The 25978-nt window shown below is 56.2% G+C and carries 24 protein-coding genes and 2 pseudogenes; 12 read left to right on the top strand and 14 right to left on the bottom strand.

Annotated features, from left to right (window positions below):
* Window positions 1-30 precede the first annotated feature (30 nt).
* Window positions 31-588 carry a YceI family protein gene (locus tag BDD14_RS27870; RefSeq protein ID WP_130424291.1) on the bottom strand — a complete coding sequence of 186 codons (558 nt, stop codon included), beginning with the start codon at window positions 586-588 and terminating at the stop codon, window positions 31-33.
* A 420-nt stretch (window positions 589-1008) separates the two neighbouring features.
* Here BDD14_RS27870 and BDD14_RS34830 point away from each other — a divergent pair, with 420 nt between their 5' ends.
* The gene (locus BDD14_RS34830) at window positions 1009-1296 is read left to right on the top strand and encodes an anti-sigma factor family protein (protein WP_130424289.1); all 288 of its coding nucleotides are present in this window, start codon (window positions 1009-1011) and stop codon (window positions 1294-1296) included.
* Window positions 1293-1658, top strand: coding sequence for a hypothetical protein (locus BDD14_RS27860; protein WP_130424287.1), 366 nt, complete (start codon window positions 1293-1295; stop codon window positions 1656-1658). The genes BDD14_RS34830 and BDD14_RS27860 overlap by 4 nt, the downstream gene beginning before the upstream one ends.
* A gap of 165 nt (window positions 1659-1823) precedes the next feature.
* On the opposite strand, the pseudogene BDD14_RS27855 reads toward BDD14_RS27860, so the two are convergent.
* Window positions 1824-2489: pseudogene (locus tag BDD14_RS27855) on the bottom strand (tagatose 1,6-diphosphate aldolase); the annotation flags it as partial.
* A gap of 186 nt (window positions 2490-2675) precedes the next feature.
* Between BDD14_RS27855 and BDD14_RS27850 the strand changes: the two are divergent.
* Window positions 2676-3143 (top strand): DNA-primase RepB domain-containing protein, encoded by a 468-nt coding sequence (locus BDD14_RS27850; protein ID WP_207231915.1) that lies wholly within the window; start codon window positions 2676-2678, stop codon window positions 3141-3143.
* A 72-nt stretch (window positions 3144-3215) separates the two neighbouring features.
* On the opposite strand, the pseudogene BDD14_RS27845 reads toward BDD14_RS27850, so the two are convergent.
* A pseudogene (locus BDD14_RS27845) lies at window positions 3216-3842 on the bottom strand (helix-turn-helix domain-containing protein); the annotation flags it as partial.
* 458 nt (window positions 3843-4300) lie between these two features.
* Between BDD14_RS27845 and BDD14_RS27840 the strand changes: the two are divergent.
* The 3 genes from BDD14_RS27840 to BDD14_RS27830 all read left to right on the top strand — a co-directional run bounded on the left by BDD14_RS27840 (window position 4301) and on the right by BDD14_RS27830 (window position 6308).
* Complete coding sequence (locus tag BDD14_RS27840) at window positions 4301-4768, top strand: DsrE family protein (protein WP_130424285.1); 468 nt, start codon at window positions 4301-4303, stop codon at window positions 4766-4768.
* Between the two features lie 558 nt (window positions 4769-5326).
* On the top strand, window positions 5327-5506 hold the full coding sequence (locus BDD14_RS33900; protein ID WP_165420353.1) for a hypothetical protein: 180 nt from the start codon (window positions 5327-5329) through the stop codon (window positions 5504-5506).
* A gap of 34 nt (window positions 5507-5540) precedes the next feature.
* Window positions 5541-6308, top strand: a complete 768-nt coding sequence (locus BDD14_RS27830; RefSeq protein ID WP_130424283.1) for an SDR family NAD(P)-dependent oxidoreductase — start codon at window positions 5541-5543, stop codon at window positions 6306-6308.
* 274 nt (window positions 6309-6582) lie between these two features.
* On the opposite strand, the gene BDD14_RS27825 is transcribed toward BDD14_RS27830, so the two are convergent.
* Genes BDD14_RS27825 through BDD14_RS27815 form a run of 3 tightly spaced genes read right to left on the bottom strand, consistent with a single transcriptional unit; the run spans window position 6583 to window position 8423 of the window.
* Window positions 6583-6882, bottom strand: coding sequence for a winged helix-turn-helix transcriptional regulator (locus tag BDD14_RS27825; protein ID WP_278045547.1), 300 nt, complete (start codon window positions 6880-6882; stop codon window positions 6583-6585).
* 27 nt (window positions 6883-6909) lie between these two features.
* Window positions 6910-7407 (bottom strand): MarR family winged helix-turn-helix transcriptional regulator, encoded by a 498-nt coding sequence (locus BDD14_RS27820; protein WP_130424279.1) that lies wholly within the window; start codon window positions 7405-7407, stop codon window positions 6910-6912.
* Window positions 7408-7466: 59 nt separating this feature from the next.
* Window positions 7467-8423 (bottom strand): alpha/beta hydrolase, encoded by a 957-nt coding sequence (locus BDD14_RS27815; protein WP_207231912.1) that lies wholly within the window; start codon window positions 8421-8423, stop codon window positions 7467-7469.
* 1107 nt (window positions 8424-9530) lie between these two features.
* On the opposite strand from BDD14_RS27815, the gene BDD14_RS27810 reads away from it, so the two are divergent.
* Together BDD14_RS27810 and BDD14_RS34825 are read left to right on the top strand one after the other, a co-directional pair.
* Window positions 9531-10013 carry a hypothetical protein gene (locus BDD14_RS27810; RefSeq protein WP_130424275.1) on the top strand — a complete coding sequence of 161 codons (483 nt, stop codon included), beginning with the start codon at window positions 9531-9533 and terminating at the stop codon, window positions 10011-10013.
* On the top strand, window positions 9947-10207 hold the full coding sequence (locus tag BDD14_RS34825) for a carbohydrate porin (RefSeq protein WP_423201821.1): 261 nt from the start codon (window positions 9947-9949) through the stop codon (window positions 10205-10207). Before BDD14_RS27810 ends, BDD14_RS34825 begins: the two co-directional genes overlap by 67 nt.
* Window positions 10208-10289: 82 nt before the next feature.
* On the opposite strand, the gene BDD14_RS27805 is transcribed toward BDD14_RS34825, so the two are convergent.
* Both BDD14_RS27805 and BDD14_RS27800 read right to left on the bottom strand, forming a co-directional pair.
* Window positions 10290-12575 (bottom strand): patatin-like phospholipase family protein, encoded by a 2286-nt coding sequence (locus tag BDD14_RS27805; RefSeq protein ID WP_165420352.1) that lies wholly within the window; start codon window positions 12573-12575, stop codon window positions 10290-10292.
* Between the two features lie 106 nt (window positions 12576-12681).
* Window positions 12682-12981: a hypothetical protein gene (locus BDD14_RS27800; protein WP_165420351.1), complete on the bottom strand. Its 300-nt coding sequence runs from the start codon at window positions 12979-12981 to the stop codon at window positions 12682-12684.
* A 278-nt stretch (window positions 12982-13259) separates the two neighbouring features.
* Here BDD14_RS27800 and BDD14_RS27795 point away from each other — a divergent pair, with 278 nt between their 5' ends.
* From BDD14_RS27795 to BDD14_RS27780, 3 genes are all read left to right on the top strand, one after another.
* Window positions 13260-13733, top strand: coding sequence for a nuclear transport factor 2 family protein (locus tag BDD14_RS27795; RefSeq protein WP_130424269.1), 474 nt, complete (start codon window positions 13260-13262; stop codon window positions 13731-13733).
* Between the two features lie 30 nt (window positions 13734-13763).
* Window positions 13764-16052 (top strand): PAS domain-containing protein, encoded by a 2289-nt coding sequence (locus tag BDD14_RS27790; RefSeq protein WP_130424267.1) that lies wholly within the window; start codon window positions 13764-13766, stop codon window positions 16050-16052.
* Between the two features lie 504 nt (window positions 16053-16556).
* Window positions 16557-16886 carry a hypothetical protein gene (locus tag BDD14_RS27780; protein WP_130424263.1) on the top strand — a complete coding sequence of 110 codons (330 nt, stop codon included), beginning with the start codon at window positions 16557-16559 and terminating at the stop codon, window positions 16884-16886.
* Window positions 16887-17036: 150 nt separating this feature from the next.
* Here the strand turns inward: BDD14_RS27780 and BDD14_RS27775 are convergent, their stop codons facing one another.
* The 6 genes from BDD14_RS27775 to BDD14_RS27755 all read right to left on the bottom strand — a co-directional run bounded on the left by BDD14_RS27775 (window position 17037) and on the right by BDD14_RS27755 (window position 23947).
* Complete coding sequence (locus tag BDD14_RS27775) at window positions 17037-19103, bottom strand: FUSC family protein (RefSeq protein WP_130424261.1); 2067 nt, start codon at window positions 19101-19103, stop codon at window positions 17037-17039.
* A gap of 5 nt (window positions 19104-19108) precedes the next feature.
* Window positions 19109-20308, bottom strand: coding sequence for an efflux RND transporter periplasmic adaptor subunit (locus BDD14_RS27770; RefSeq protein WP_130424259.1), 1200 nt, complete (start codon window positions 20306-20308; stop codon window positions 19109-19111).
* Window positions 20309-20318: 10 nt separating this feature from the next.
* Entirely contained in the window at window positions 20319-20582 is a 264-nt protein-coding gene (locus tag BDD14_RS27765) for a YtcA family lipoprotein (RefSeq protein ID WP_130424257.1), read from the bottom strand.
* Window positions 20579-22138, bottom strand: a complete 1560-nt coding sequence (locus BDD14_RS27760; protein WP_242618333.1) for a TolC family protein — start codon at window positions 22136-22138, stop codon at window positions 20579-20581. Before BDD14_RS27760 ends, BDD14_RS27765 begins: the two co-directional genes overlap by 4 nt.
* A gap of 77 nt (window positions 22139-22215) precedes the next feature.
* Window positions 22216-22305, bottom strand: coding sequence for a cytochrome c (locus tag BDD14_RS33440; protein WP_165420350.1), 90 nt, complete (start codon window positions 22303-22305; stop codon window positions 22216-22218).
* A 10-nt stretch (window positions 22306-22315) separates the two neighbouring features.
* Window positions 22316-23947, bottom strand: coding sequence for an FAD-dependent oxidoreductase (locus BDD14_RS27755; RefSeq protein ID WP_130424255.1), 1632 nt, complete (start codon window positions 23945-23947; stop codon window positions 22316-22318).
* Between the two features lie 355 nt (window positions 23948-24302).
* On the opposite strand from BDD14_RS27755, the gene BDD14_RS27750 reads away from it, so the two are divergent.
* The gene (locus tag BDD14_RS27750; RefSeq protein WP_130424253.1) at window positions 24303-25817 is read left to right on the top strand and encodes a PAS domain S-box protein; all 1515 of its coding nucleotides are present in this window, start codon (window positions 24303-24305) and stop codon (window positions 25815-25817) included.
* The last annotated feature ends 161 nt before the right edge of the window (window positions 25818-25978 follow it).

Below are 25978 nucleotides of genomic sequence, written 5' to 3'. Positions count from 1 at the left end.
TATGCGCGCCAACTTCGCGACACCGCTGCATTACGCCTTGATGAACTGAACGTCCAGGGAGATCTGCACGTCTTCGCCAACCAGAATCCCGCCGGTCTCAAGTGCAGCGTTCCAGGTCAAGCCAAAATCCTTGCGATTGATCTTCGCCGTCGCGGAGAGCCCAATGCGAGTGTTACCCCACGGGTCCTTGCCTGGTGCGCTGGGCCCTTCCACAATGAACGTCAGCGGCTTAGTGACACCGTGAATCGTCAAGTCGCCCGTTACTGCATGCTCCTCGTCGCCTTTCTTCTCGATCGTCGTGGACTTAAACGTCATCACCGGATGCTGCTCGTGATTGAAGAAGTCAGCGCTCTTTAGGTGCGCATCGCGCTGCTCATCCCCGGTGCTGATCGAGCTGATATCGATGATGGCTTCTACCTGGCTGCGGCTTGGATCGGCAGTGTCCTCGATCAGAGTCCCTGTCAGGCCGCTGAAGCTGCCCTTAACGTTCGCAATCATCATGTGCTTCACCTTGAATTCCGCACGGGAATGCGCAGGGTCGATCTTCCAGGTGATTGTGGAGGCAGGAGCGAATGTGCTTGTAGACATATTGAGTAATCCTTCCGTTCAGGTTGTTCATTGTATTTGCGGATCTGATTTTTTGACGCGGTCAGTCCGATATTGATTCTCTGGCCCCGCAAATCCCAGCACTGCTGATCCAGAAGCCGCCGCAAAGATGTACGCGATGGGATCGATGCCAGCAAGAGCGAGCACATAGTTCTCCGCCGAGTGGCCGATCGCTTGAGGTGATCGTAGTCATCTGCTTAAGAACCGCCAACTACATAAAGCTGGTATCGGGAAGCTGTGTTTCATTGAGCCTGATAACAGGAATATGTAATTTCCGATGATCGAGCTGATTGTTAAAATTTCGGGTTGGTGGAACTCCACCGATAAGAGAGGTCGCGGCAGCCTCTGGGACCGTTTATGGGAAGGTCCACCGACTATTTGAGGCGTCGAGAGGGGATGTAAATGAAGGGATGCGATGAGTACAGCATTAAAATTCAGCTCTATGTTGACAAGGAGCTAAGCTGTCAAGACCTTGAAGAATTTATCGCTCATTTACAAGAATGCGCGGCTTGCAGGCAGCAGGTTGAGGGTGAGGTAGATTTGTCGAACATGCTACGTAGATCAAAACCTCTTTGTATCGCTTCCGACGCTTTACGCGAGCGAATCATAAAGGCGACGACAGAGACATCTCATAAGATCGACGATGTGATCTTCGGAAGCCGGGCGATTAAGCCCATACGGAAAGAGTGAATCGTAGGCTGCAGAACCAGCTGGTGATGGTTGGCGTGGGGCTGTCGCTGATGCGGCTGCTGTATACGGTGACACATCTGGAAGCTAAGGTGGTGGAAGAGGGCAAAGATACACATGTCCATCTTTCCGGAATCGGTACGTTCATTTCGATTCCGAAGATCACCCACGCTCTTGACCAGGTGAAGCCGGATAGTCCCACCGTGCATGTGCACTGCGCGAATCTTCGTTACATCGATCACGCCTGCATCGAGGTGATTGAGAACTGGACTGAGCGCCTCGAACACAATGGGCAGGTTGTGAATGTGGATATGGATAAGCTCCACCTGCGGTATCGCTCCCGCGTGAGCGAGTCGGTGGTTTAAGTTTTCGCAGGAGCGGGGCTGCAATCCCGTCGGCCCCGCTCTTTTTTTTACAAGTTTTCGACGTTGTACCGAGAGCAGTAAATTTACAGACGATGCACGTAGTCCAAATAAAAACAAAGAAGCGGCGGACCCTAAAAGTCCGCCGCATTCTATTGTGTAGTCCGATTAGCCGAGAGCTTCGAGGCTGTTGACGCCGAATTTGAGGTACCAGGGGCTGGCAGCCTTAAGAGCTTGATTGACGTTATTGATGTTTTCAACGCCGGTTGTTTCCAGCCAGTCGCGGAATGCCTTCGTCCCCTGCTTGGCGAAGATGGGAATCCCTTCCTTCCAGGTGGCGCGGCCACAGAGAACGCCGTTGAACTTGGTTCCCGACTCACCGGCCAGCTCAAGGGTTTCGATAAAGACAGGATTCGAGACGCCAGCCGAGAGATAGATGAAGGGCTTGTGGGTCATAGTTTCCGCGTCTCGGAAGTGCTGTAGCGCCTCTGCGCGGGTGTAGGCTTTCTCGCCCTTGAAGGATTTTGTGCCTTCGACGAAGGCCATCTCCACGGGGACTTCGACCTTGAGGACGTCTACGTTGTAACGCTCCTTGCCGAACTCGGCCATGGAACCGGAGACGACCTCAGGCTTCTTCTTCGCGTAGGCGACGGACTTTTCGTCGTCGCCGTCAGCGTTGTAGCCGACGGTCTCGAGGAAGAACGGGATGTCGTGAGCGAGGCACTCATCGCCGATGCGCTCGATCCATGCGTGCTTGAGATCGTTGACAGGGGTCTTTTCGAAGGGGGTGTAGTAGAGGAGGATCTTGATGCAGTCGGCTCCAGCCTTTCGCAAGGGATTTCTGGAGGGAGCCGCGCTGGTCCATAGCGGCGGCGATGACGCCGCGCGAGTCGGATACGGCTTTTAGTCAAGGAACTTCCGCCTGCGGGTGTCTGCAACATGGAGGACGGCAACATCCTCCTCTCGGAGTTCCTGCAGCGCTTCAAGAAACGTTTGCAGTGCGTGCGATCAAGCCGGAGAATGCACCGCACACTCAACGTCGGTTCCGAACGGCTGAGTGGCACGCTGTCCCACCGCGCTATCGAGGGCACCGATGGCGGTGTCCTCAGTGAGCGTGGAATGCTTCCGGGACTCGACGGCATCTCGGCTGCGGCGGTTCTCAAAAGGCTTTCTCTGCTCAGTACCGGAATGCCCACGGCTCGCACATCCACATACGTCCATCGGGCCACCACCCTCGACGATCTCTGCGAGACCTCGCTCGCCAAGCTCTCGGCCGACGCCTTCAAGCCGTGGGCTGTTGTCGAGACCAGCGCCAGCAACTTCCACCTAGACTCAAGCATCCGAGAGCGTTTCCGAAGCTCCTCGGAACCTTTGCCACGCAGACATTGGCCGAGCGGTACGGCGATGAAGCCAGCGAGGCGGACTGAAGGAGCTAGGACGGCTTCCCGGCTTCACGAACTGCAATCAACTTGTACCTTGAGGTCTTGAACTTCATTCTTACTGCTGAAACACGCCGTGGCGCTCAAGGCGCTGAGCATCTCGCACAAAGCGCTCAACGCAAGATCGGATCCGTGCTGGCATCCCGTACTCTCGCATAGCTGCATCACAAATAGCCCGTACCTGGCTAAGGTCCATGCGCGAGACGATCTGGCAACGGATCAAGTAACGACTATGCGCGTCGGTGATGGTGAACGGATCGCAGTGTTTACCGTCGCCGGTAGCAAAGTAACCCTTGAAGTCCATGCACCAAAGCTGATTCGGGCCGGTGACCCGAGAGAACGGCTCTGAACATGGCGTGGTGCGTTTTCTTTTCTTCTGAGGACTTGTTAGGCCAGCACGGCTGAGGATGTTGCCGAACGTACTCGCTGCAGGCCACACCACGTCCGGCTGTAGCATCTCCAGCCTTGCCTTGAGCTTCCGAGCGCCCCAGGACGGATGCTTCGCACGAAGCACGAGGATCGTGTTCTCGACCGGCTCGAGCGTCGCGTGCGAGCAGCTGTGCGGGCGGCTGCTGCGATCGACGAGTCCTTCTGGTCCCGTCTCGTTGTAGCGATTGATCCAACGGTACGCCGTAGGACGCGAGATCCCGTACGCGCGGCACAGGTCCGCTACCGACATCTCTTCCTTCTGATAACTCGATAAGAACTGCAGACGTTGATCCATGATTTGAATCTCTTTCCAGGGCATACAACATCGTCGTATGTGCCCAAATGCTGAGTATTCGTAGCCGTCGCGCTTCGCTGTAAACCATGTCTCCGGTCTGTTTTGTAACGGAAGTGCTAAGTACGCTCAGGGCTCTGCCCTGGCGCGGCGCAAGGGGTTTCCCCATAATTTTCGTGCCGAAAATCACTTCGCTACGCTCGCCCTTCGCTTCGCTTCGGGTGGGAGATACCCGCTCCCCTTGCACCTTGCCGCCCCGCCTTCGCCAGGAGGCGTTCGGCATGTATGTACATGCCGCGTTCCACGACATGCAAAAGCAAAAACAAGGAGAAGCGAAATGCAATTTCTAAGGCCCCGTTTTGTGAGAACGAAGTGTACTAACGATCGATAGGCCGTCTTTCCGCCATTGAAGTTCGAGAGAAGTACGGTGCCCCGGAGGTAGCTGCTAAACTGAGCAAACAGGGTCGCAACTGAAAGGAAACTACATGTCAAGTCGTAACTGGATGTTTAGGTTTTGTTCGTTGCTTCTGGTTCCCGCAGGTTTGCTCGCCCAGAGCGCCGCACTCGCGGCTCCAGCCTCTCCGCAGAACCAGCCAACGCAAAAGGTCCTTATCCACGTTGGTACCAGCAGCCCTGAGAACTGGCAGGCCGCGCTGAAAAAGGCGAATGACCTGATGGTATCGAGCACAAAACCGTACGATACCTACGTCGAGATTCTGGCGACGGGCGATGGTTTGAAGCTGATCGACAAAGGCAACCCAATGACGAGCGAGGTCTCGAAGTCGCTGGAAAAGGACGTCAGCTTCGTGGCGTGTCACGCGTCGATGAAGACGAATCACATGGAAGATAGCCAGCTTGCCGCTGGTGTAGGTACGGTACCCTCCGGTGGGCGCGAAATGGCCGCGCGCAAGGCCCAAGGTTGGACCGTCCTCGAAGATAAATCCATCAAGTAGAGCCCATATCTCGGCACTGTTCAACTACTCATGGTGGTTAGTGGCAATACGATGGCAACACCGGCCAGAGGTCGGTGCAGCAAGGTTGCTACAAGAATATAAACCTGTAACCGACAGTATCAAATGACGACGGCTGTACTCCTTCGCTTTTCGATGCTGAAAAGCAATGACAGGCCGATTGATCAGAGGATCAATTGAAGTCAACATACGTTGCCATCGAACCGGAGGTAAGGGAGAAAGTCATGTCTCATTCAATTTGTTTCTGACATGGCTCTTGGGGCGATTTAGCGGGCCTCACAAACCGTCGTCTTTGACGTCCTAAAGCTGAAGGCGATGAGGGCATCGGCGATTTTCACTAATCGAGGTTAGAAACGCTGACCGCGGACTAACGAACATTGTCTCGTAGTTGCCGAAAACCCCGGTGCAGCATTTCGGTAACTTGCTGGGTATTCGGCAACTTACCTCGAGTTTGGCCGGTAGCCCCAAGACAACTTTAGCAGCGACATTGGCCTGAGCGACGTTGCTGTCTCTCAAAACGTTGATGTCTCGAATGGGCGGTTGGTCGAAGAATCGGCTGTACTCTCGGCTGAATTGGCTCACGCTCTCGTAGCCAACCGCATAGGCAGTGCTCGTGGCATCGAGACCGTCCATCACATGGCGCTGCAGGAGCAGCTCGGCGGAGTAGCGGTGAACTGGTTTGGAAAAGTTACGGATGAGCAGTACCGGCTCACGAAGTGAGAAACAGCAAGCCTTTGAAAATGAGGAGATGATCATGAACATATCGTTTGAAGACAAAGTGGCACTCGTGACAGGCGCCGCATCCGGATTGGGTCTTGCAACAGCGAAGGCGTTTGCTGAGGCAGGGGCTTCGGTGGTGTTAGCGGACTGGAATGAAAAGGATGTACAAGCCGCGGCCAAGGTGCTCGCCGATAAAGGTCACAAGACACTGGCCGTCCGATGTGACGTATCGGACGACGCGCAGGTAGAGGCAATGGTGAAGCAGACTGTCGCGACATTCGGACGGCTCGACGCAGCGTACAACAATGCCGGCGTTCAAGGTATCCTCGCCGAGACGGCTGACTCTCCTCGCGATGACTACGACCGGGTGATGGCGATCAACCTGCGTGGTGTCTGGAGCTGTATGAAGTTCGAACTTCAGCAGATGCGCGAGCAGGGTAGTGGCGCCATCGTCAACTGCTCTTCGCTTGGAGGTCTTATCGGTGGCAACCGACGCGGGACATACCATGCAGCGAAGCATGGAGTAATCGGATTCACGAAAAGCGCTGCTCTCGAATATGCAACGCGTGGTATTCGCGTCAACGACGTGTGCCCTGGCATGATCCAGACACCCATGTCCGACAAGATGATTGCTGAAGGTCAGGGAGAGGAGTTGAAAGCAATGTTAGAAACCCTCGTGCCTATGGGACGAATGGGGCGGCCGGAAGAGATCGCCGATGCTGTCCTTTGGCTCTGCAGCTCGGCGGCAAGTTATGTTACGGGTCAGTCGATTTCGGTCGATGGCGGCTACGTTATGCGCTAAGAAGATGATGGGCTAACTGGAAGTAATCCTCAACTGGCGACAACAGGGTTTTAGCGCTCATTGATCTATTCAGATCGATCTGTGTTTTGGGTGGCCGTAAAACCGGCTATCCGTTGAAGTGCTTGTGACGTAGTTCATGGCTCTCAACTGTACGAGATGGCGACTTTACGGCCATGTGGCTCGCGCTCCATTGTCGGTGAGTGACTTGGTGATGATGCGCTCGTTGAGAATGAGTGCGGCGCAATTTCGACCATCCGGAAACCGCCGAATTCAATCAGGCCTGATATTCAGCGAGCGCGCGATTCGGACGCTGAAGGTGAACACGGCCCCAGGCGCAGATCGTTTCCAGCACTGGCACCAGCGTCCATCCATACTTCGAGATCGAATACCGCACGCATGGAGGCAGGGTGTTCTCCTGATGCCGGATGAGGATTCCGTCCCGAACGAGGTCATGGAGATGCCGGATCAGCATTCTCTCGGTTATATCGGGAATGCTCCGACGCAAGTCACTGGTGCGCAAGGGGAGATGGGTACTCAAGCCGATCAATAAATTCCCGGAGCTTGGAAGCGCCACACTGATGCCATCCGCCCTTCAGTATTGTTATGACTCGATTGGTTCGGGGTCGAATGAGTTCCGGTGTGCTCTGATGTGATCACGAGCATTCAAGATGGCTTTCTGCAAGGCATCTGCATTTTTGCTACTGATTCCAAGTGAGCAAGACACCTTGCCTGGAATGCCAAGCGCCTTCTTTCGCAGGTGATCCCCCGTTCGCGTCAAGCTAATCAAGACTTTGCGCTCGTCTTCTGAATTCCTCTCTCGTTTGATCAGTCCCATCTTTTCGAGCCGCTTGAGTAATGGGGTTAGAGTTCCTGAATCCAGATGCAACAGCTCTCCCACTTCCTTCACAGCGAGTCCGTTCTGTTCCCAGAGCACCACCATGACGAGATATTGTGGGTAGGTGAGGCCGAGATCTTTCAGCAGTCCGCGGTAGAGCTTCGTCATCTCCAGAGATGCGGAATAGAGCGCAAAGCAGAAAAAATTCGAAAGGGCAAGCGGTTCCAAGGTTGGCTTTCCGACGTTGTTTTCGCTATTGGCCATAGTTCATCCTAATCTTTGCGAGCGGGCAGGTCCCATAGAGTGGAAACCTGCCCGACTGATTACCGGTTGAGAGCAGCGGTTAGTTTCTCCGAGGCCAATCGAATGGCGCTCTTCGCTGCCGGTGTATCGGCAAGCCCATTCAGCATGACAAAGTCGTGGAAGGTTGCCAGATAACGAACTGCTGTCACATCCACACCTGCCTGAATGAGTTTCCGAGCATAGGCTTCGCCTTCATCGCGGAGAACGTCATTCTCATCCGTAATGACCAGCGCAGGAGGAAGTCCCTTGAGTTGATCGGTCGTTGCCAGCAAAGGCGATGCCGTGGGCTTCTTGCGATCTTCTTTGTTTGGCGCATAGGCGTTCCAGAACCACTCCATTGCTGGTTTCGTCAACCACGGTCCATTCGCGAACTCAGTGTACGATCCGTTGTCGAAGTTGGCATCGGTAACCGGATAGAACAGAACCTGATAGGCGATCGTCGGTCCATTGTGCTCCTTCGCCAGAAGGGTCACTGCCGCTGTCATATTGCCGCCAACGCTGTCCCCTGCCACTGCGAGCCGGCTGGAGTCAAACCCAAGTTCTTTCGCGTGTTCTGCGACATACTTTGTTGCCGCATATGCCTGCTCAATCGGAACAGGAAACTGCGCCTCGGGCGAATTGGTGTACTTGACGAAAACGAACGCCGCCTTTGTCTGACTGACAAGATCCCTTACCAGGCGATCATGGGTGTCGGCGCTGCCTAGTACCCACCCCCCGCCGTGGAAGTACATCACCACCGGCACAGGTCCCTTAACGCCTACGGGACGATAGATTCGAACAGATACTTCTCCAGTGGGACCGACTGGAAAACTCCTGTCCTCGATCGCTGCCGGAGCCTTCACGACCTCACCCGACTGTGCATTTTCCAGGACCTTACGGGCATCGCTGTAGGAGAGGGTGTAGAGCGGCTTTCCCCCCTGGGAAGAGACGGCATCGCTGAAGCTCTGGGTTTTAGGTTCAAGCACGGGCTGGCTCACAGGTGTCTCCTTTGCTGTTTGAGCGCTGATTTCAATTGCTGTCAATTGTATTGCAAGCAATGCAAATAGGCCGAGAAAAAGACGCCGTCTTGATCTGGGGCCGGATTGTTTGCTGTGTGTGGGCATGTCCTTCACCTCAAAAAGATACGAACTGTTTTTTTAGATTGCGTCCAATTCAATTGGATGCAATATAATTTGAGTTACCCCAGAGCAGCGTGGAGAACGAAAGCTTTGGTCGCAGCATAGTTGCTCGCTCTTTTCTTAGCGCTTCTGTTTGCCTTGGCCGATGCTGTTCCGTCACCTCAAAGCAAGTTCGGTCGGCCTGTGCGCACTCAGAGAGAAGCAATTCAAGCGGCATCAATCTGCTAGTCGCCTCCCCCTCTAGCAGGTTCGCCTGTACGATCGCGCTCTGCATCGCGTCAGCAGGGATCATCGCTGGTTCGACAACGTGTCATGCGCAGTCGCCGTCGGCCAGCACCCCCGCGCCACGTCCGAGAATGCAATGACCCCTGATGTGAATTCGGCTCATTACGAGATCGGCGACCCAACTTATGACAAAGATCCGATCGAAGAAAAAACTACTTCTTCCCGCGCGAATTCAGCTGACTCTTGGGGCCCTGTTCCAACAAAAAAAGCTTCCCATTGCTAATCTGGCACCCTACCTCCTACCGTACTTCAACAACGGACCCGTGTTTGGCCCGCCAGGAACGGGCTCGAGAGATTTCCGCTATCGCACTCAATTGAGTGGCGATTGGGGCGGGCTGCGAACAGATCTGGCTCGTCGTGGACTTTTCTTTGATCTTTACTCAACGAGTGCATACCAAGATGTAGCGTCAGGTGGTCTCAAAACCGGCGGCGCCTTCATACAAAACACCCAGCTTTCGATCAATGTGGATACCGGGCACGCCAGACTCTGGCCCGGGCGGCGTATTGCACATTACCTTGGAAGCCAGGAATGGAAGCTCTTCACCGCAGGATACTTTTACCGTGGGCTCTACCGTGCCTCAGTACACCGGGCTGGCCTTTCCAGGTCCCTTCTTTGTCCATGATGTCCTCCCGACGGAGTAATTCCTATTTCAGTCTCTGACGTCGAAATTCTCCGTCCTCTTGGGAAAGGTCAACGTGCTCACCCTCGCCGACCAAACCTTTTTCGGCAACACCTACAAGTACGACTTCGCGAACCTGAACTTCAACAAGAATCCGATGGCCCTCAATTTTTACAACACCACTTCGTGGGCAGGGGTTGGGGTGGGGACGCCTTCAGAATGGCTAACCACCGCTGCGGGCGTGTTCGACCCCAATAGCGAGGCGAATAATTTCGCCACGAAGGCCTTCGACCGGGTAAACATCTATGGCATCACAATCTTTTCCTACAAGGTCGGCAACTTGCCGGGCCAATCCTGGGCACAAGCCAACTGGACGAACAAGCCGAAGATCGATTTGACGTCACCATTTGGGCAGTGTCGCCGTCGGAAGTTCCGCAGGCTGTCGGAGTTCTGCTGGGGACCCCTTCAGCTCAGGCTTTGCCCATCAACTATAAGAGTAAGAGTTGGGTTACGATCGGTAACTTTTCGCAGTATCTCTTTGTGAAAGATCGCCCTGAAGCGGTCGCTGAAAAATTGGGGAGTGGCCAATCGCTCAGAGGAATTGGTCTGTTCGGACGCATCGGATATGCCCCAGAGGAGACCAACACTATCACGCGCGATGCGAACGTAGCGTTGTTCGCCTATGGCCTCTCTGACCACAGGCCCAATGACGCCGATCTCCAAACAGCTCGCCTTTAAAGAAGAGCAGGAAGCGAAGTTCTAGCCAGAACACATGCCCCCTCTCATATTCTTGTAAGTGCGGTCCCCGGCTCCCCGGGCTCTAGAATAGCCGTCCGAGGCTGAAGAAGATCTTTCTCCTGCCAGCGTCGCCAACAGCGCCGGCGACCGTAATAACTCCAAACGGGGTGGCGGCCACAACTCCGGCCACGCCATCCTGTCGAAACGTAGTGCGGGTCTGGGGCGACCATGCATCTCCAACTTCGTAGGCGACGGTCGCATAAACGCCTTGTCCAAAGCCGGGAGGTAGTACGGCGATTCGCCGCAGATAACCCGCCCTTGCGAGATATACATCCGTACCTCGATATTCATCAATCGAGGAGGCGGAGAGACGCAGCGGGCCGCCAAGCGTGAAGCGAAGGGGATCAGGTACGTCCTTGTGGAAGTACGAGTTTACCTCCGTGCCAATACCAAAGAGATTTTTCTGGCGATAGGTAAATGTCTGCGATGTTTTCATTTCCACGAAAGGTGTGGAGCGGACAACAGAGGTGTGCAAGAGGTAGCCACCTGAGAAATCCACGCGCAGTCCATGTGGCGAAACGGCCCCCTCAACCGCGGTGTCATAGGTCAGGTGAAGCGCCGTCGTTTCGACTGGCCCGGAGAAATTTGTACTCTGGTCCAGCCCGGTTGTACGCGTCCAACGGATGTCCTGCATCCTCCATTGAGCGGCAACCTGCATATTCCGGCTGAAGGTTTTCCCGAAGTCTAGCCCTCCGCCTGCTTGCTGTTCCAGGCGTTCGGAGATTCGCTTCTGATTGGCCCAAAGGTATACCGGCTCGCGGATGATCCCAACATGCGGCTGAAGGAAGAACGAGGTGGATCCAAGCTGACGATAGTATTCGGTTGCGAACTGGGTGAGGAATCCGACGCGAACGTCTGTTCGCAGCTCGGACCCAAATCTGCCGAAATCGCGGTTGATGATGCGGAAGTCGAGGGACATCCGCGTGACGTTCGAAGTAGCGGCCGTGATGTCGGCGCCTGCCATGAGAATGGCATGTCCGCCGTCGGCTTCGCGAAGATGAACCACCACACCGTCATCCGGGCTCTGTCCAGCAGTTGCATCCGGGGCTTGAGGCGCCAGCGCGGAGAGCGTTTGAAAGGACGCTGTATATCCTCCATTGCCTTCGACTCGCCTGAGCGATTCGGATACCGCTTTGGCGTCAATGGGCTTTCCTTGAAGAGGCGCGAGATCGCGGCGAGCGGCGTCGTCGGCCGCCGGTGTCCCGCCCTCCACCTTGACGATTTGTAGCGTCCCTGGTGACTTGCGAACTCGAGCCTTGCGGGTGGTCAGGTAGGCATTCCAAGCCTCGTCGCTGACCCGGTAGCGAATCAAGTCGGACCTGCGGTGCTCAGCGCCGCTGTAGCCTATCTCGATCAACTGTCGCGCCTTGTCATAGTCTGTAGGTTCAAATTTTTGAGTCTCCGCGACGATCAGGATATTGGCGAGGAGTTTGCCGCTGTTCTCCGCGCGTGCCGTGCCAGCTCCATAAGCGCGTGAAAAAATGCCGAGAATCGAATGAACATCGCTCTCCACGAAATCCGAAGTCGCCAAGTGAACTGCAATCACCACTTCAGAGTTCAGGTCTGTCTTGGCTATATCAGTAGGCAGGTTATCTACGATGGCGCCGTCCACCAGATAATGGTCGTTGTACTGCACCGGAGGGAAGATTCCCGGGATCGAGATCGAAGCACGGACAGCCTGGGCCACGGATCCTTTGCTGAATACGACGGGAGCGAGAGCGTTGAGGTCCGTCGCGACGCAGCGAAAAGGAATCGGCAGCTGATCGAAAGAGACGTTTTCATTGTTGTAGGCATTGAACTGCTCTCGCAACAGTTCATTGAGACCTGTGTCCAACAAGACAGAGTTACGGAGGCCAATACCGCCATTCAGGTCCAACGTAATCGCTTGCGGCAGATCTTTGCGGTCTTCTCGCCTTCGAAAACTGACGTCGTTATACGGAGCCTGCAACATAAAAACATCCGCATTGCCCATCGCCATCGTTTGTATCTCGTCGACCGATTTTCCTGATGCGTAGAGTGCTCCGACAAAGGCGCCCATGCTGGTGCCTGCAAGCCGATCGACGGGAATATGATTCTCCTCCAACCAACGAAGCACACCGATGTGTGCCAGCCCAAGCGCGCCGCCGCCTTCGAGCACAAGTCCTATGCTTGGTCTGCCGATTGGAGTTAGGGCCGGAAAATTGCCTGGATCGGCACCGCCCCTCGGCTGAATGCTCGTGATTGTAGCGGGGTGTCCGTTCGAGGGCTTTACTTGAACGGCAGGGCTGACGCCCACTGCCCCATTGTCCTGCGACCTTGCGCCGGGCACGATTGTTCCTGCTCCCAGCAAGAGGAAAGATAGAAGATGCCGATTCAAAGTTCTCATGAGTCAAGGGTCCGATCAGGCACCGGGTACCAAAGAGAGTCCACGCTCTCTAACGACGTATTCCAAACACCGTGTGACTGAATTCCGGCCAGAACTCGCGGACCGCCATCACTCCTCCATCGAAGGTTGCATTGAGGAGCCATCGTTGCCCGGTCTCTGTCCAGTTGCGGTATTGCTGCGGATAATAAGCGGAAGAGACGCCGAGTATTGCTCCGGTGCGGAGTATTTCGGGGAGATTGATCGCGTGCTGACCACGGTCATCCTGCGTCACGAGGAGACGGCTCTCGGTATCGAGGACGTTCCTCCCGATTCCTCTGTGCGGTCTCGATTCTTTTGCATCAGGATTCACCTTTCTGCGAGATGATTCAAGTAGGGGCGCATGACTGGATCGTAGCGGCAAGAGATGCTCGTGCCCATTACATGTTTCTGTTAGGAGGCAAAGGATCTGTTTTACGTTAGTCAGTGCATCAGCCGACGCCACCGTGAACAGGACACTTCGCGCTCGATACCAAAGCAGATGAGATGTCTAATGAGGTGCAATGAGGACGAGTTACAGCCCAAGTCAACTACATAAATATGTATAGAGGGAACGCTTCATTCCAGTCTTGCCTTCTTTATCCTCATTGAATGGCAATCCATAGAAGCATTTCCCCTGAGGAAGCTGCAGATCGCCTGGCGCTCAGAGAGTTAGTGGACGCGTATGCCCATTGCGCCGACCGCAGAGACGCAAAAGGCCAAATGGCTCTATTCACGGAAGACACGCGTTTCGTTGTGTACATGGATGCCACAAGCAATGCTCCATCCCAGGAATTCCAAGGCCGCGATGCACTCGCACCTGTCTTCGATAACCTGAACCAATACCAGGCCACAACTCACTTCAACGGCCAGAGCACGATCGTATTGGATGGGACTGAAGCGACTGGTGTCAGCTATTGTCTAGCGCATCATGTATCAGTACATGGAAGTGAGCGTAATCTCATGATCGCTTCCCTCCGCTATCTTGACAGGTTCGCGAAGATCGATGGTGTCTGGTATTTCGCACAAAGAAGACTTCTCGTGGACTGGATAGAGACCAGGAAGATTATTGAACCGAAGGTTTAAGACAAACATCCAAATCGCTCGGAGAACATTGTGGAAGGCCTGACAAAGTCGGTCGGCAAGGTTTCAAATAGTTCGCGACTTGATGGCGACAAACAGTGTTTGGACTTCCGCCGAGTCGCGGATACCGTCCCTGGCTGCATCCTGGTTGCGGATGCAGATGGCAAAGCCTTATACGCCAACAAAAGGTTTGTTGCTGCGCTTGGCCGCTCTCTGGAGGAGCTTCTGGGAGAGGGGTGGCTTGAGAGCGTGGAGCCTGCATTCCTCGAGGAAGCGAGGGCGAAGTGGTATGACTGCATTCGAACGCAAGTTCATTTGGATGTGACGTGGCGATTTCGCGTCCACGATGGCACGTATAGATGGCAGCACCTCAGAGCCGAACCCTCCTCCCATGAGGAAAGCGACGACGCCTGCTGGTACCTGCTCGGGGTGGACGTTGACGAGCAATTCAGGGCTCAGGAGGCACTGCAGGCGAGCGAGCGTGAGGCCCGGGAGATTCTGGACCGTGTGCCGGCGATGATTTCTATACGGACAGAGGAAGGCGTTTCGTACACCAACAAGCGCCTGTCCGATTACGTCGGTGCTGTGATAACTGATCTTTGGGACGGGACCTTTCTGGACTGCATCCATCCAGACGACCGGTATGCGGTGGTCGCAGAGTACATCAGATCGCCGAATCAGAAACCAATTGAAATCATTTATCGCCTTCGCGGGAGGGACGGGACATGTCGCTGGTTTCATACCCGCGCGGAACCATACTTCAACGAAAATGGCAACGTATACCGCTGGTACGCCTTGAACAGCAACATCGACGATCTCTACCGCTCAAGAGAGTTGCTCAGGGAGCGGGAGCATCAACTGAATCTCCTCACTGAGACCCTGCCGGCGATTCTGTGGAAAGCCGATCTGAATGGGCAAATCACCTATATCAATAAGAAGGCTATCGAATACAGCGGCCGTACTATTGAGGAGATACAGGAAAAGGGTTGGATAGATCTCATCCACCCCGATGATGTAGTCGAAATGGTGGCGGTATGGAATGAGCTGCTTGCCGCGGGCGAGGGGTACGACATCGTTAGCCGCTTCATGTGTGCTGACGGACAGTATCGATGGTTTCACACTTCCGCGGGCGTAATTCGGGACGAAGCTGGGAACAGGATCGCGTTTCATGGGATCATGCTGGACACAACGCCCTTAAAAGCGGCGGAGATGGCGCTACAGCAGTCGGAGCAGGAGATGCAGAGGTTCATGGACACTGTGCCCACGATTATTTGGTCTATGTCACCCGACGGCAATGCTGCTTTCGTGAACAAGGCTGGACGTGAGCTTACCGGAGCATCGCTAGAGGATGTACAAAACGGAAAGTGGATAGAGTACCTGCACCCCGAGGATCGCGAGCTGGTCTCGCAAGAAATCGCTAAGGCGCTGGCGACTGGAAACTCTTACGGCGCTGCGTATCGGCTTCAGATACAGGATGGCACCTGTCACTGGTTCCTGAGTCGCGCAGAACCATCGCGCGACAACCATGGAAACATAGTCCGATGGTTTGGTGTCACCCTCGACATCCACGACCGTAAAGTTGCGGAGGATAGGCTGCGGGAGCTGCGGGCGAATCTCTCCCGGACGTCACGAGCTTCGATTGTGGTAGAGATATCTGCATCGATCGCACATGAATTGAACCAGCCATTGTCTTCATTGCTCTCGAACGCGCAGGCCTGCTTCCGATGGCTGAATGCGGCGACACCGCACATTGAGAACGCCATCACCTCGATCGAACGTGTCGTCCGGGATAGCCGCGCGGCAGATGCGGCGATACGCAACATCCGCTCACTATACAAACAACAGCCCACGGTTAAAGCTTCATTCAATATGGTGGAGCTTCTTGGGGAGGTAATTGGGCTCTTGAAGGAGGATGCCAGCCGGAGGTCTACGCCGATCGAGTACGAATTCGAAGACCCGGTCCTCGAGGTTCTCGTGGATCGATATCAAATTCAGCAAATCATCATCAATCTGGTTACCAACGCGATCGACGCGATGCAGGACATTGACCGACAGCCGCTCCTGCGTATTCGAATTCGGAACGCCGAAGGCGGCCGAGTACTGACAGAGTTTATCGACAACGGCCACGGCCTGCCGGATGATAGAGCTGACAGGATATTCGACGCATTCGTATCGACCAAAGAGAACGGAATGGGCATCGGACTCGCCATCTCACGCTCCATCGTCGAAGCCCATGACGGGGAGCTCTGGGCTGCAAATAATCCGCGATTCGGAGCCACGTTCAGTCTGTTGCTCAAAGGGTCGAGAGCCAGCCAAGGATAGACTCATGCGCCACTGCTTCTTGGCAACAGTCAGTAATACGTCGATATCGCCCCGGGTTGCATTGAATACGTGCATACTTGATGGGCGCGATGCACCAGTTCCTCTGCAGTGGCTCTTTCGTTGCCGGGTAGATGGATTGTCATAGCCACGGCAATGCAGAATCCTTCCGCTTGTTCCTTCAAAGGGCCAAAGGAACCGGCCGAGTCAATTGCTACATCCTCCGAAATTCGGATGTGGCGGTTTCCCGCGACAACCCTCAAGGCTCCAATGAAACAAGCTGCATTCAGCGGCGAACAGTTGTTCCGGATTGCTGCCCTCCCCTTTACCGCCCATTTCAACGGGACGATCAAGCTTTAGGTTATTTGTCCATCAACTCTCTTCGCCGTTGCCCGCCTTGAGTGTCTACTGTGCGCCGCTCTGGCAGCCAATCGAATCGTCAACTTGGGAGATCGGCTACTTGCTAGCCAAAGCCTGCTTTTGTTCGTCGAGGATGCAACTTAGGCATTGATGCAGCCTGCGGCCGGCGCCCAACATCGTGTCCTTCACACACCGCAGACAACGGAATTTCGCGTCCCGACGGGCTTCAACACTCCCGTGAATGCCAACAACTGGCTGTCCTGCGGACCTCTGGCTGTTCGCCGTTCCATCCTCGCCGTGTTCGCCAGCCTGATAATTGCCACCCAGGCCAGCCACACCCTAATATCCCATTGCGGCAGGGGAAGGACATTTTGGAAGGCTATGAAATCCCTCCACTACTCCGAGGACCACCAGGCCTTCAAAGACCGTGCCGCCGGCTGGAGCCCCGACCTGATCGATGCTGTGGATTTCTACTAGAATGGGCCCTTTTTCTACTATTTACGGATCAGGATGTCTACTAGTTATGGGTGTGATTGGCAGCAAAAAAGGCGGCTTTCTACTAGTAAAGGAAAAGCGACACTCATGGAGCACTGCCTTTGCTGGAAGCGCCTTGCCTCAAGCCAGGAGCTAAGGCTGCGTCCTGAGCTGAGCGACGATACTCTGAAGCTCATCGAAGCGGGCGATCGAGTGCTGAACGTATTCACCGTAACGCGGATGGGTGAGCAGCGATGGATCGATCAACTCCTCTGCGCGAGCCGCGGCGAAGTCCGTCCTTTGGATCACTGCTTGCGCCATGGTTTCCATGCCATCCGCCAGCAGAGTACGCAATCGCTGAAGCGCGGGCTCCGTCAGAAAGTCCCGGTCTGCCTCGCTGTGCAGAACCGCGAACTGATTCCAGAACAAGGCGACCACCGTCAGCGCGGCGCGAAGGATCGTCTCGCCCGTATGTTGGTGCAGACGCCGGTCGACGCCGAACTCGTACACGATGACCGTGTTCATCGTCCGAATCCCAGCCATCGTCTTTCCTATCTGATCGCGAATGCTGTCTGCTTTACGAATAAGCTCGTCACCGGTCTGGGCGGTCTGGGGAAGGCGGAGAAATTGGGCAACGCCCCGAAGAATGATCGCGAGCGAAGCGCGCATTCCGGTCACCGTGCGCACGGGCCATAGCTGGTCGAAGACGAACGCCATCACGACAAGCGCGAGCAGGATACCCATGAGACGGTCGCGGGCAGGCGCGAGTTCCGTGGGAGCAGAGAAGCCCTCAAAGACCACCAGGTAAAACGAGAAGGCCATCTGTAGGCCAATGTAGTTGAAATGCGTCCCTCCACTCACCCACGCAGAAAGAAGAGCAACCGCAACGACCAGGACAACCAGCGACGTGATCGAGTCCATGTGCGGAAGAAGGAAGGCCGTCGCGCTAATCCCGAGAATCAGGCCCCCGATGATCGATCCGACGACACGGAAGATGAGCTTTTGTTTCGTGGCTGCGCTCGTGCTGAGCCCGGTGATCATGACGGTCGTAACCGCAGTCGAGATGCCCGGCCACGCGATCGCCCAATAGATGATGTAGCAGACCGTTGCGCAGAGGCTGATCTTCAAGGCATAGGCAATAGTCTGGGGCTGACGGATGGCTCCGGGAACCAGAAGTGGAATCTTCACTGAAGGAAGCGCCACCAGCGTCTTCTCCGTGCCGGCGCCTCCCTCGACAGGCATATCGAGGATGGAGTGCATCATGCCCTCGACCCGCTCGAACAGCGAGGGATAGGCCGCGACGCGACGCTCCGTCAGCAGTTCCTGCCGGCGGTCCGGCGGAACGGTACCGGTGCTCATACAGCGGCAGAACTCAGCAATATGCGCACAGCGCTGCCGGAGATCCGGATCGGAGACCGACGCATGCTGCCACCCAAATGCGGCCGAGAGATCCATCAGCTGCGCCAGCATGGTAATGCGCACTCTCGTGCCGATCGGAAGCGAGCCTATGTCCAGGTTGCGTTCGACAAGGGTGTTGTAGAGTCGCTGCATACCGCTCTGTCCTATCGCGGCCAGACGCGAAACGCGAGCCACCGCCTGGCGGATCCGGGCCGAGTCCGCTCCCTCGGCATACAGACGGAACATCTCCTCCAGTGCGCAGTAGCGCGTGATGCGCTCCCGCTGGAGGTCCTCAGCAGGATGCCGGCTCGCGAAGATATATTCCACTGCAACCACAGAGCCAATAGAAATCGAGATGGATCCCAGCAGATAGAGCATCTGCTTGACCAGCGTACCGGCCGGGTAACTCGTTTCCCACATTGCGATGAGTGTGCAGTAAACGAAGCCGAACGTCGAGCCAAGCGCCGGCAGCGTGCTCGACAACATGAACATCCCCGCCACAAACGTGACAATCGCGATGCTGAGCACTCGCGCCATCGGATCGTTATCCGTAGCGATAACCACTCCCAGCGCTACCGCGACCGACGCGGCCAGCGCAAGAAGCGACAATAAGCCCGATCGGAAGGAGACGGCAGGAGAATCACGCCCGACAAGGAACACGAAGTACATGCTTAGCCCGAGGAAGGGCATGCGCAGTGTCATCAGCAGAAGCAGCGCGATCACCGAAGCGAGCACGATGCGCAGCGAACTACTCCAGCGACCGGGCGTGGGTTCGAGATCCTGCTGGAACCGGTCAATCCACGCAGAGACGATCGTGGCCACGGCCGCTACCTCACGACAGTCACGGCGGTCTCGCCGATACGGAAGAGGTTCGGATCAGGGTCTTCGATGAGCACACGGACCGGGAAGCGCGCCGAGAGATGCACCCAGTTCAACGTGCGCTCAATATTGGGAAGACCATTGGCCAGCTTGCCATCTTCAGGAAGCACGCCGAATCCTACGCTCTCGACCCTGCCCTTAAAGCGGCGGTCGGGATGGCCCATCAGGTACACGTCAGCAGGCGCGCCGATGGGAATCCTCTTGAGCTTGGACTCGCGGTAGTTCGCGATGACATACCACTTGCGGGTGTCGATCAGCGTGAACATCTGCGTGCCCGGGTGGGCGTAAGCTCCGACAGAGATATTCATGCTCGTGACGTAGGCATCGAAGGGTGCGACGACGCGAGTCCACTCGAGATCGAGACGCGCACTGTCCACCTTCGCCGCCTTTGCAGGGCGCTGCGACTCCAACGTCTCGATCCGGTCGATAGCATGGATGCTCTGGCTGAGCTTCGCCTGGGACTCAGCGGCCTGCGAGCCCGCCACCTCTTGGTGCAGCATAGACTCGTCCAGCTGCGCCTGCGCCTGCGCCAGCGCGGCCTGGGCTGCGTCATAGTTCCCCTGCGAGACGCGCACCGCGGTATTGGCTTGATCGACCTGCTCCGCAGTAACGTACTGTTTCTGAAGCAGCGGCTCGATGCGATGCAGGTCATTCGTATCGAACTTCAATTTCGCCTCGGCTGCGGCCGCCGCTGCCTTGGCGCGAGTAACGGCCGCGCGGGCTCCTTCGATATTGCTGCTCGCAGTCCGGATATTGGTCTTCGATGTCGACACCGCGGCGCCCGCAGCCTGGACGGCACTATTTTGCGCGGCAATGCGCCGCCCCAGATCGATGATCTGCTCCTCAAGCGCCTGCTGGTCAGAGAGCGCCTGCGAGAGAGCGTACTCGTAGGGCCGGGGATCGATCACGAAGAGAAGGTCGCCCTTCTTCACGTAAGCGTTGTCCTTGACCGGAAGCTCCACCAGGCGGCCGCTGACCTCCGGAGCAATCTCGATGTAGTTCGCCCACACACTGGCGTCGTCGGTGCGAGGTGAGCGGTTCACCTCATAAGCGACCAACAGCAGAGCGATCGCGGCTGCGATCACTACGCCGAGAACGACCCGGCGCCCGGTTCGTCTGCGATTCGCGGTCTCCGTAGCGGTTTCCATAGGAAGCTCCTTAGCGGAAGAAGATCAGCCACAACAAACAGCTGAGAAGAAGAACGACGGAAGGATAGAAAAGTGCGGCCGGTTCAACCACCGGCTCAAGCTGGCGTCGCAGGAGGAACACCCGCAGCAGCGACGCAAGCACGATCGAGATGATAAGGCAGACCATCCAGACTGGAAAAAACGAGCCGATGACATCGATCGCCGGCGCGCGTCCGCAACCGATGCACAAGAGGCAGACGCCGATGCCGAGAGAGTTTACTGCTGTTCTGTTCATCGCTGCCGGTCGTCCTGAGGTGGATTCGAAGAAGGTGGAGGTGCGGGAGATGGAGCCGGAATCGCAGGCGCCGAAGGCGAGTTCGTCGTCGCCCGCGGGCCCGTCCGTAGAAGGTTGCCGGTAACAAACTCAAGATTGACCGCCTCAAGAAAAAGCTGCGATCGCGCCGAAACGCTCGAAAGCCGTGCCTGCGCCAGCTGCCGTTCGGCTGTCACTACGTCGATCAGGTTCTTCACGCCGTACCGATACGCATCCAGCGAGGAAGAGTAGGACGCCGTCGCCGAGTCCAGCAGAGCGACCGCGGCCTGCTGCTTGCGAAGGGCTGTTCGAAAACCAATATAGGCCGTCCAGACCTCGCGCGTAGCCTGGTCGCGCTTCTCACGCATCGTTTCCTGAGCCTCGCGCTTCTTCGATTCGGCTCTGGCGACCTCATTCTTCCGTTCGCCTCCGTCAAAGAGCTTCCACCGGACGGAGAGCGCCGTAGCCCATGTCGGCTGACTCGCGTAGCCCAGTTGGCCGTAGTCCGCCGTCGGCCAGATCGAGGTCTGCGCCGCCGAGCCCTGCAACACGATCTGCGGCCAGTAATCGGAACGAGCAGCGCGGATCGCATCATCCGCGGCGCGGATCTGAGCCGCCTGCGCCGCAAGGTCCGGGCGGTCGGCGATCGCCCGGTCGATCAACACATCGATCGAAGCCGCCAGCTCAGACGGCATAGGAGCGGAGTTCGCCGCGTCAATAACGACGTTGGGCGATGGCTCGACGCCAACAGCCTCAGTAAGAGCGACGCGCGCAACCTTCTCATCGCCATCGGCCGACTCGCGGTCGAAGGCGGCCTGCGATGCCTCCGCACGAGCGTTGAGAACGTCGGGCAGCGTAGCCCTACCGTTGCGTAACTGAAACTCAGCGGCATCGGCAGTCGTCTGCGCGGTCTTCAACGTCGCCTCCGCAGCGGCCAGCCGCTCCTGCTGCGTCAGCAACTGGTAAAAAGCACTGGCGACGCGAAAAGCCACCGTTTGATTGGCCTGGATGAAGTTCGCCCCGGCGGCCAGCTTCTCCGCCGTCGCGGCATCCACCTCGGCCCCGCGTCTGCCAAAGTCGAACAGCAGATACTCCAGCGAAACCTGTGGAATGACGCTTGGAACCTCGACCATCACATAGCCACGTGGAGCGATCGGCTTTGGAAATGGAGTGATGCCCCGCTGATCGCCAAATACCGCTGCACCGGCCAGCAAAGGATAGTACGAGCTCTTGGCGATGCCGAGCTCATCGGCTCGCTGCCATGTCCGCTCCCACGCAACCCGTGTGCTTGGGTTGTTGCGTTCGGCCAGATCAATCAACTCGGCCAGCGAATACGAATGCATGGAGTCCAGCGGTACGACTTTGCCCAGGGGAACAGCATAGGCGGCGCAATCGGCGGCTGCCTGCGGTGTTGAAGCGATGCCGCTACATTGCCCCGCACCAGTCTGACGAAGACAGAGCATCAGGATCAGCACCGGAAGGTGCCGAAACCTCCACTCGACAGTACGCCCTGGACGACTGACGGGCATAGAACTCATGACTCGTACTCCCAATCTGGATCGTCTGGGTGCTTCAGATCCCACAAAGGCCGGCGGCTATGCACCCCGGCTCGTCGTCACTTCAGGGTTTCGAGATAGGCAGTGACTCGATCAAACTGCTCATCCGTAAGCTGCATCGCGGGCATCAACGCGCCGCGCTTGAACATGTCCGGTGATTTAATCTCCGCACTCGGCAAGATATCGATGCACGAGGTGTACTGCCATTGAACCTTCACCGACTGCGGAGGCAACCCGTTTCACACTTCCTGCCCGCGTGTCGCCAACCGCAAAGATCCCTGGAACGCTCGTTTCGAGCATGAGTGGAGGCCGTTTTAGCGGCCATTGATCCCCACCCGCGAACGCAGCAAGATCGGGGCCGGTGGTGATGAATCCCCTGTTGTCCAGCACAAGGGAATCCTCAAGCCATTCTGTCCGTGGTGCTGCTCCGGCCATCACAAAAACGTGGCGAATGGGACCGGATTTGGTTTCTCCGAGCGCATCGTCTCGCCATTCGACATGTTCGAGGTGACCGGCGCCGCTAAGACCTGTGATTCGCGTCCGATAGTGAATATCTATCCTGGGGTGCGCCTCAATGCGTCCAATCAAATATTGAGACATGGAATCGGAAAGCTTCTGAGAACGCACGAAGAGATGCACCTTCGCCGACGACTGGGCAAGAAAAACCGCGGCCTGGCCGGCTGAGTTGCCTCCTCCCACCACAATGACTTCTTCGGAGTCGCACAGCTGTGCCTCCATATGCGTCGCGTTGTAATAGATACCCCTGCCTGTGAACGCATCTGCATCTTCAATGGGAAGTCGCGCATACTGCGCTCCGGTGGCGATCACTACGGCGCGCGCGTTGAACTTGAGCCCAGATTCAAGAATGACCTTGTATGGCTGGCGGCTCGTATCGATGTGGACTACCGACTGAGCGACCATGATCTGCGCACCGAATTTCTGGGCCTGCGCGATGGATCTGTTTGCGAGCTCTTGTCCTGAGACTCCCGTGGGAAAACCGAGATAGTTTTCGATCCTGGAGCTTGAACCCGCCTGGCCACCAGGTGCCGACTTTTCAATAACAAGCGTTCTTAACCCTTCAGACGCTGCATAGACAGCTGCCGCGAGTCCCGCCGGGCCGGCACCGATAACGACAACGTCGCGCACGCTCTTGTCCGTATTGATGTTCAGGTCAAGACATTGCGCTAGCTCAGCGATCGAGGGGTTTCGCAGGACATAGCGGTTGTTGCAATACACAACTGGTATTTCGCTGTTCCGAACCGCAAGCTTTTCCATCAATTCGCCGGCGAAGGAGTCTGAATCGATGTCTACATAGTTAAATGGGTGTGCATTCCGCGTAAGGAACTCCCTCAGCGCGAGGGTGCGGGCGGAACTCTTGGTCCCGAAGAGGACGACATTTCCCTCGCCTAATTGGATCATCAATAGGCGCCGGGCGACGAAGGCCTCCATGAAGATCTCGCCCAACTCGGTGTCTTTAGCCATCAGAGAAAGTACCTTATCCCGACGGAGTTCCAGAACGCTGCCGTCCCCAGTAACGCGAGCCTTGAGCAGCGATCGCTTTCCGGAAATGACGGACATCTCGCCGGTGAACTGGTTTGCTTCACGAACCGCGAGAATCTTGTCGTCCTCGCCGGTCCTGCTAATCGAGACGTTACCTTCCAGCACGATGAACAGAGGCACATCCGGTTGCGAGGGTTCATAAAGAACTTCACCGGCTTGTACCGACCGAAGCTGGGCGACGGACCGAATGCGGTCTATCTGCTCTGGAGTCAAATTGGGATTGTCACGCATCGTATCCGCTTCCTTACCCCTCGCGTGCGCGAGGAGATTCAAAGATTTCGACCAGCTGGGCGCCGGGTCTGTGAAGTACAGAGACATGCATGCAAATTCGACTGCATCAGTGATGCCTATATGGGATTGCGTCGCCCGCAACCATACGATATCCAAAGGCTCCAAACCATGCCATTACATCTTTATGTGGATTGTCGGCGTGCTCAACGTAGAAATCCGCCCGCTACCATAAACATGGAATGCCCCTTATGTTCTCTCCGTAGTACGCTCAACGAGTCGGAAATACAAACGGAAACCACCTTGGCGACTCTTGGCGTGAGATTCTTCCTGTGGATTAACCCGACGCGTGGCGGAAATGATGGATACAACTGTTCTGGGTGCCTTCCTTGAGTACTCTCCGAATCCCACTTGGTTGGCAGATTCCGACGGCCGGTGTGTCTACGCCAATCAAGAGTTGAGAGAAATCACTGCCCTGAGCGAGGCTCAGCTCGGGGACTTGAATTGGCTCGAACTTGTAGCGGAAGAAGACAGACAAATGTCTTCCACTCTATGGCAGGAAGCGCGGATTCATCATCAGCCCTATCGCGCTCGTTTCTTTTTCCGTGCCAGGGATTCTGCACGAAGAAGTGCGGTGGATGCGGTCGGAACGGGACATATAGCCCCCGACGGCTCAGAAGTGTGGCTCTTCACCGCCATCGTCTCAATACCATCGCGCAACGCGCTTCCGCCTGTCGAGGCGAATCTTCAAATAACCCTTAACTCTCTTCCAGCTCAAGCCTGGTACGCCCGTGCGTCGGGGGCTCTGTCGTTCGTCAACGGGGCTACGGCGGATTACCTGGGCCTTCCATCAGATCACCCGCTTCGGTTTGCTGCAGATTTCGAAGCACCATGGAACGCCCATTTGGTCTTCCTGCATCCTGAGGACCGGCCCACCTCGAGCAGGAATTGGGCAGAACAAATTCAAACGGGGCGCCCGCGAAACGACCAGTTCCGCGTATTGGGAGCCGATGGCAAATACCGTTGGTTTCTTACGCGAGCGGAGCCTCTCAAGGATTCGGATGGCAAAGTCAAATATTGGGTTGGCGTGAACATCGATATCGATGACAAGAAACGAGCACGCGAGGCTCTCGACGCAGCGCGGGAGCGAATCGGTCGTGCTACACAGTCCGCAGCAATTGCTGAACTCTCTGCGTCCCTCTCTGACAGGATTGTGCAGCCATTAGCGGCTGTCGTAGCCAACACGCGAGCAGCGCTCAATTGGCTTTCCTCTGACAACCTCAACATCTCACAGGCAAATGCCGCACTCAAAGGGGTGGTTCGAGATGGAATGTCTGTTGGCAATATCGTTCACGAGATGCGCCAATTCTTCGATCGTCGTCCCAATCCACGGGCAATCGACCTAAATACTTTGATTGAGCAGGTGATAAGCCTTCAGGCCCTAGACGTTCGTGACAAGGGAGTCGCAGTCGATTGCGAACTGAAGCCGGACCTGCCGGTCGCCTTCGCAGATGCAGCCCAGATTCAGCAGGTGCTGTTCAATTTGCTGGAGGACGCCTGCGAAGCCACGTGTCGATTCGAGGAACCGAAGAAGCTAACGCTGAGAACCGACTTCACCGACGATCACGTGAGCCTCGAAGTCGAGAACAACGGTGGTTGTGTCACAAGTGTAGAGCATATGCTTGAAGCGGTCGTCGCGGATGAATCACGGGGAACAGTCGTGACCCTGGCAATCAGTCGTTCCATCATCGCGGCGCAAGGGGGCGCGCTAGAAGCTATTCGACGAGAAGGAGGAGGGACATGTGTTCGCATCGAGCTACCTCGATTCAACTCACCGCAAGCCGCAGTTCCACGATCGGTTAGAATTTCGTAGTCACGCTATAACAGCTAAAATTGACATCGAGACCTCGAACCGTCTGGGGTTCGCGTTGTGGGATTTGACGGCATTCCGTCTAAAGTCGAGCTCACAGCGTTCGGCACTCGATTGATCAGGGAACCCAATTCTGGCTGTTCATGGAACAGAACCTCCGCTGC

It is taken from the genome of Edaphobacter modestus (assembly GCF_004217555.1).
Classification (GTDB): domain Bacteria; phylum Acidobacteriota; class Terriglobia; order Terriglobales; family Acidobacteriaceae; genus Edaphobacter; species Edaphobacter modestus.
Note: the sequence above shows the minus strand (reverse complement) of the source record. Positions and strands in the feature narration are given on the sequence as shown.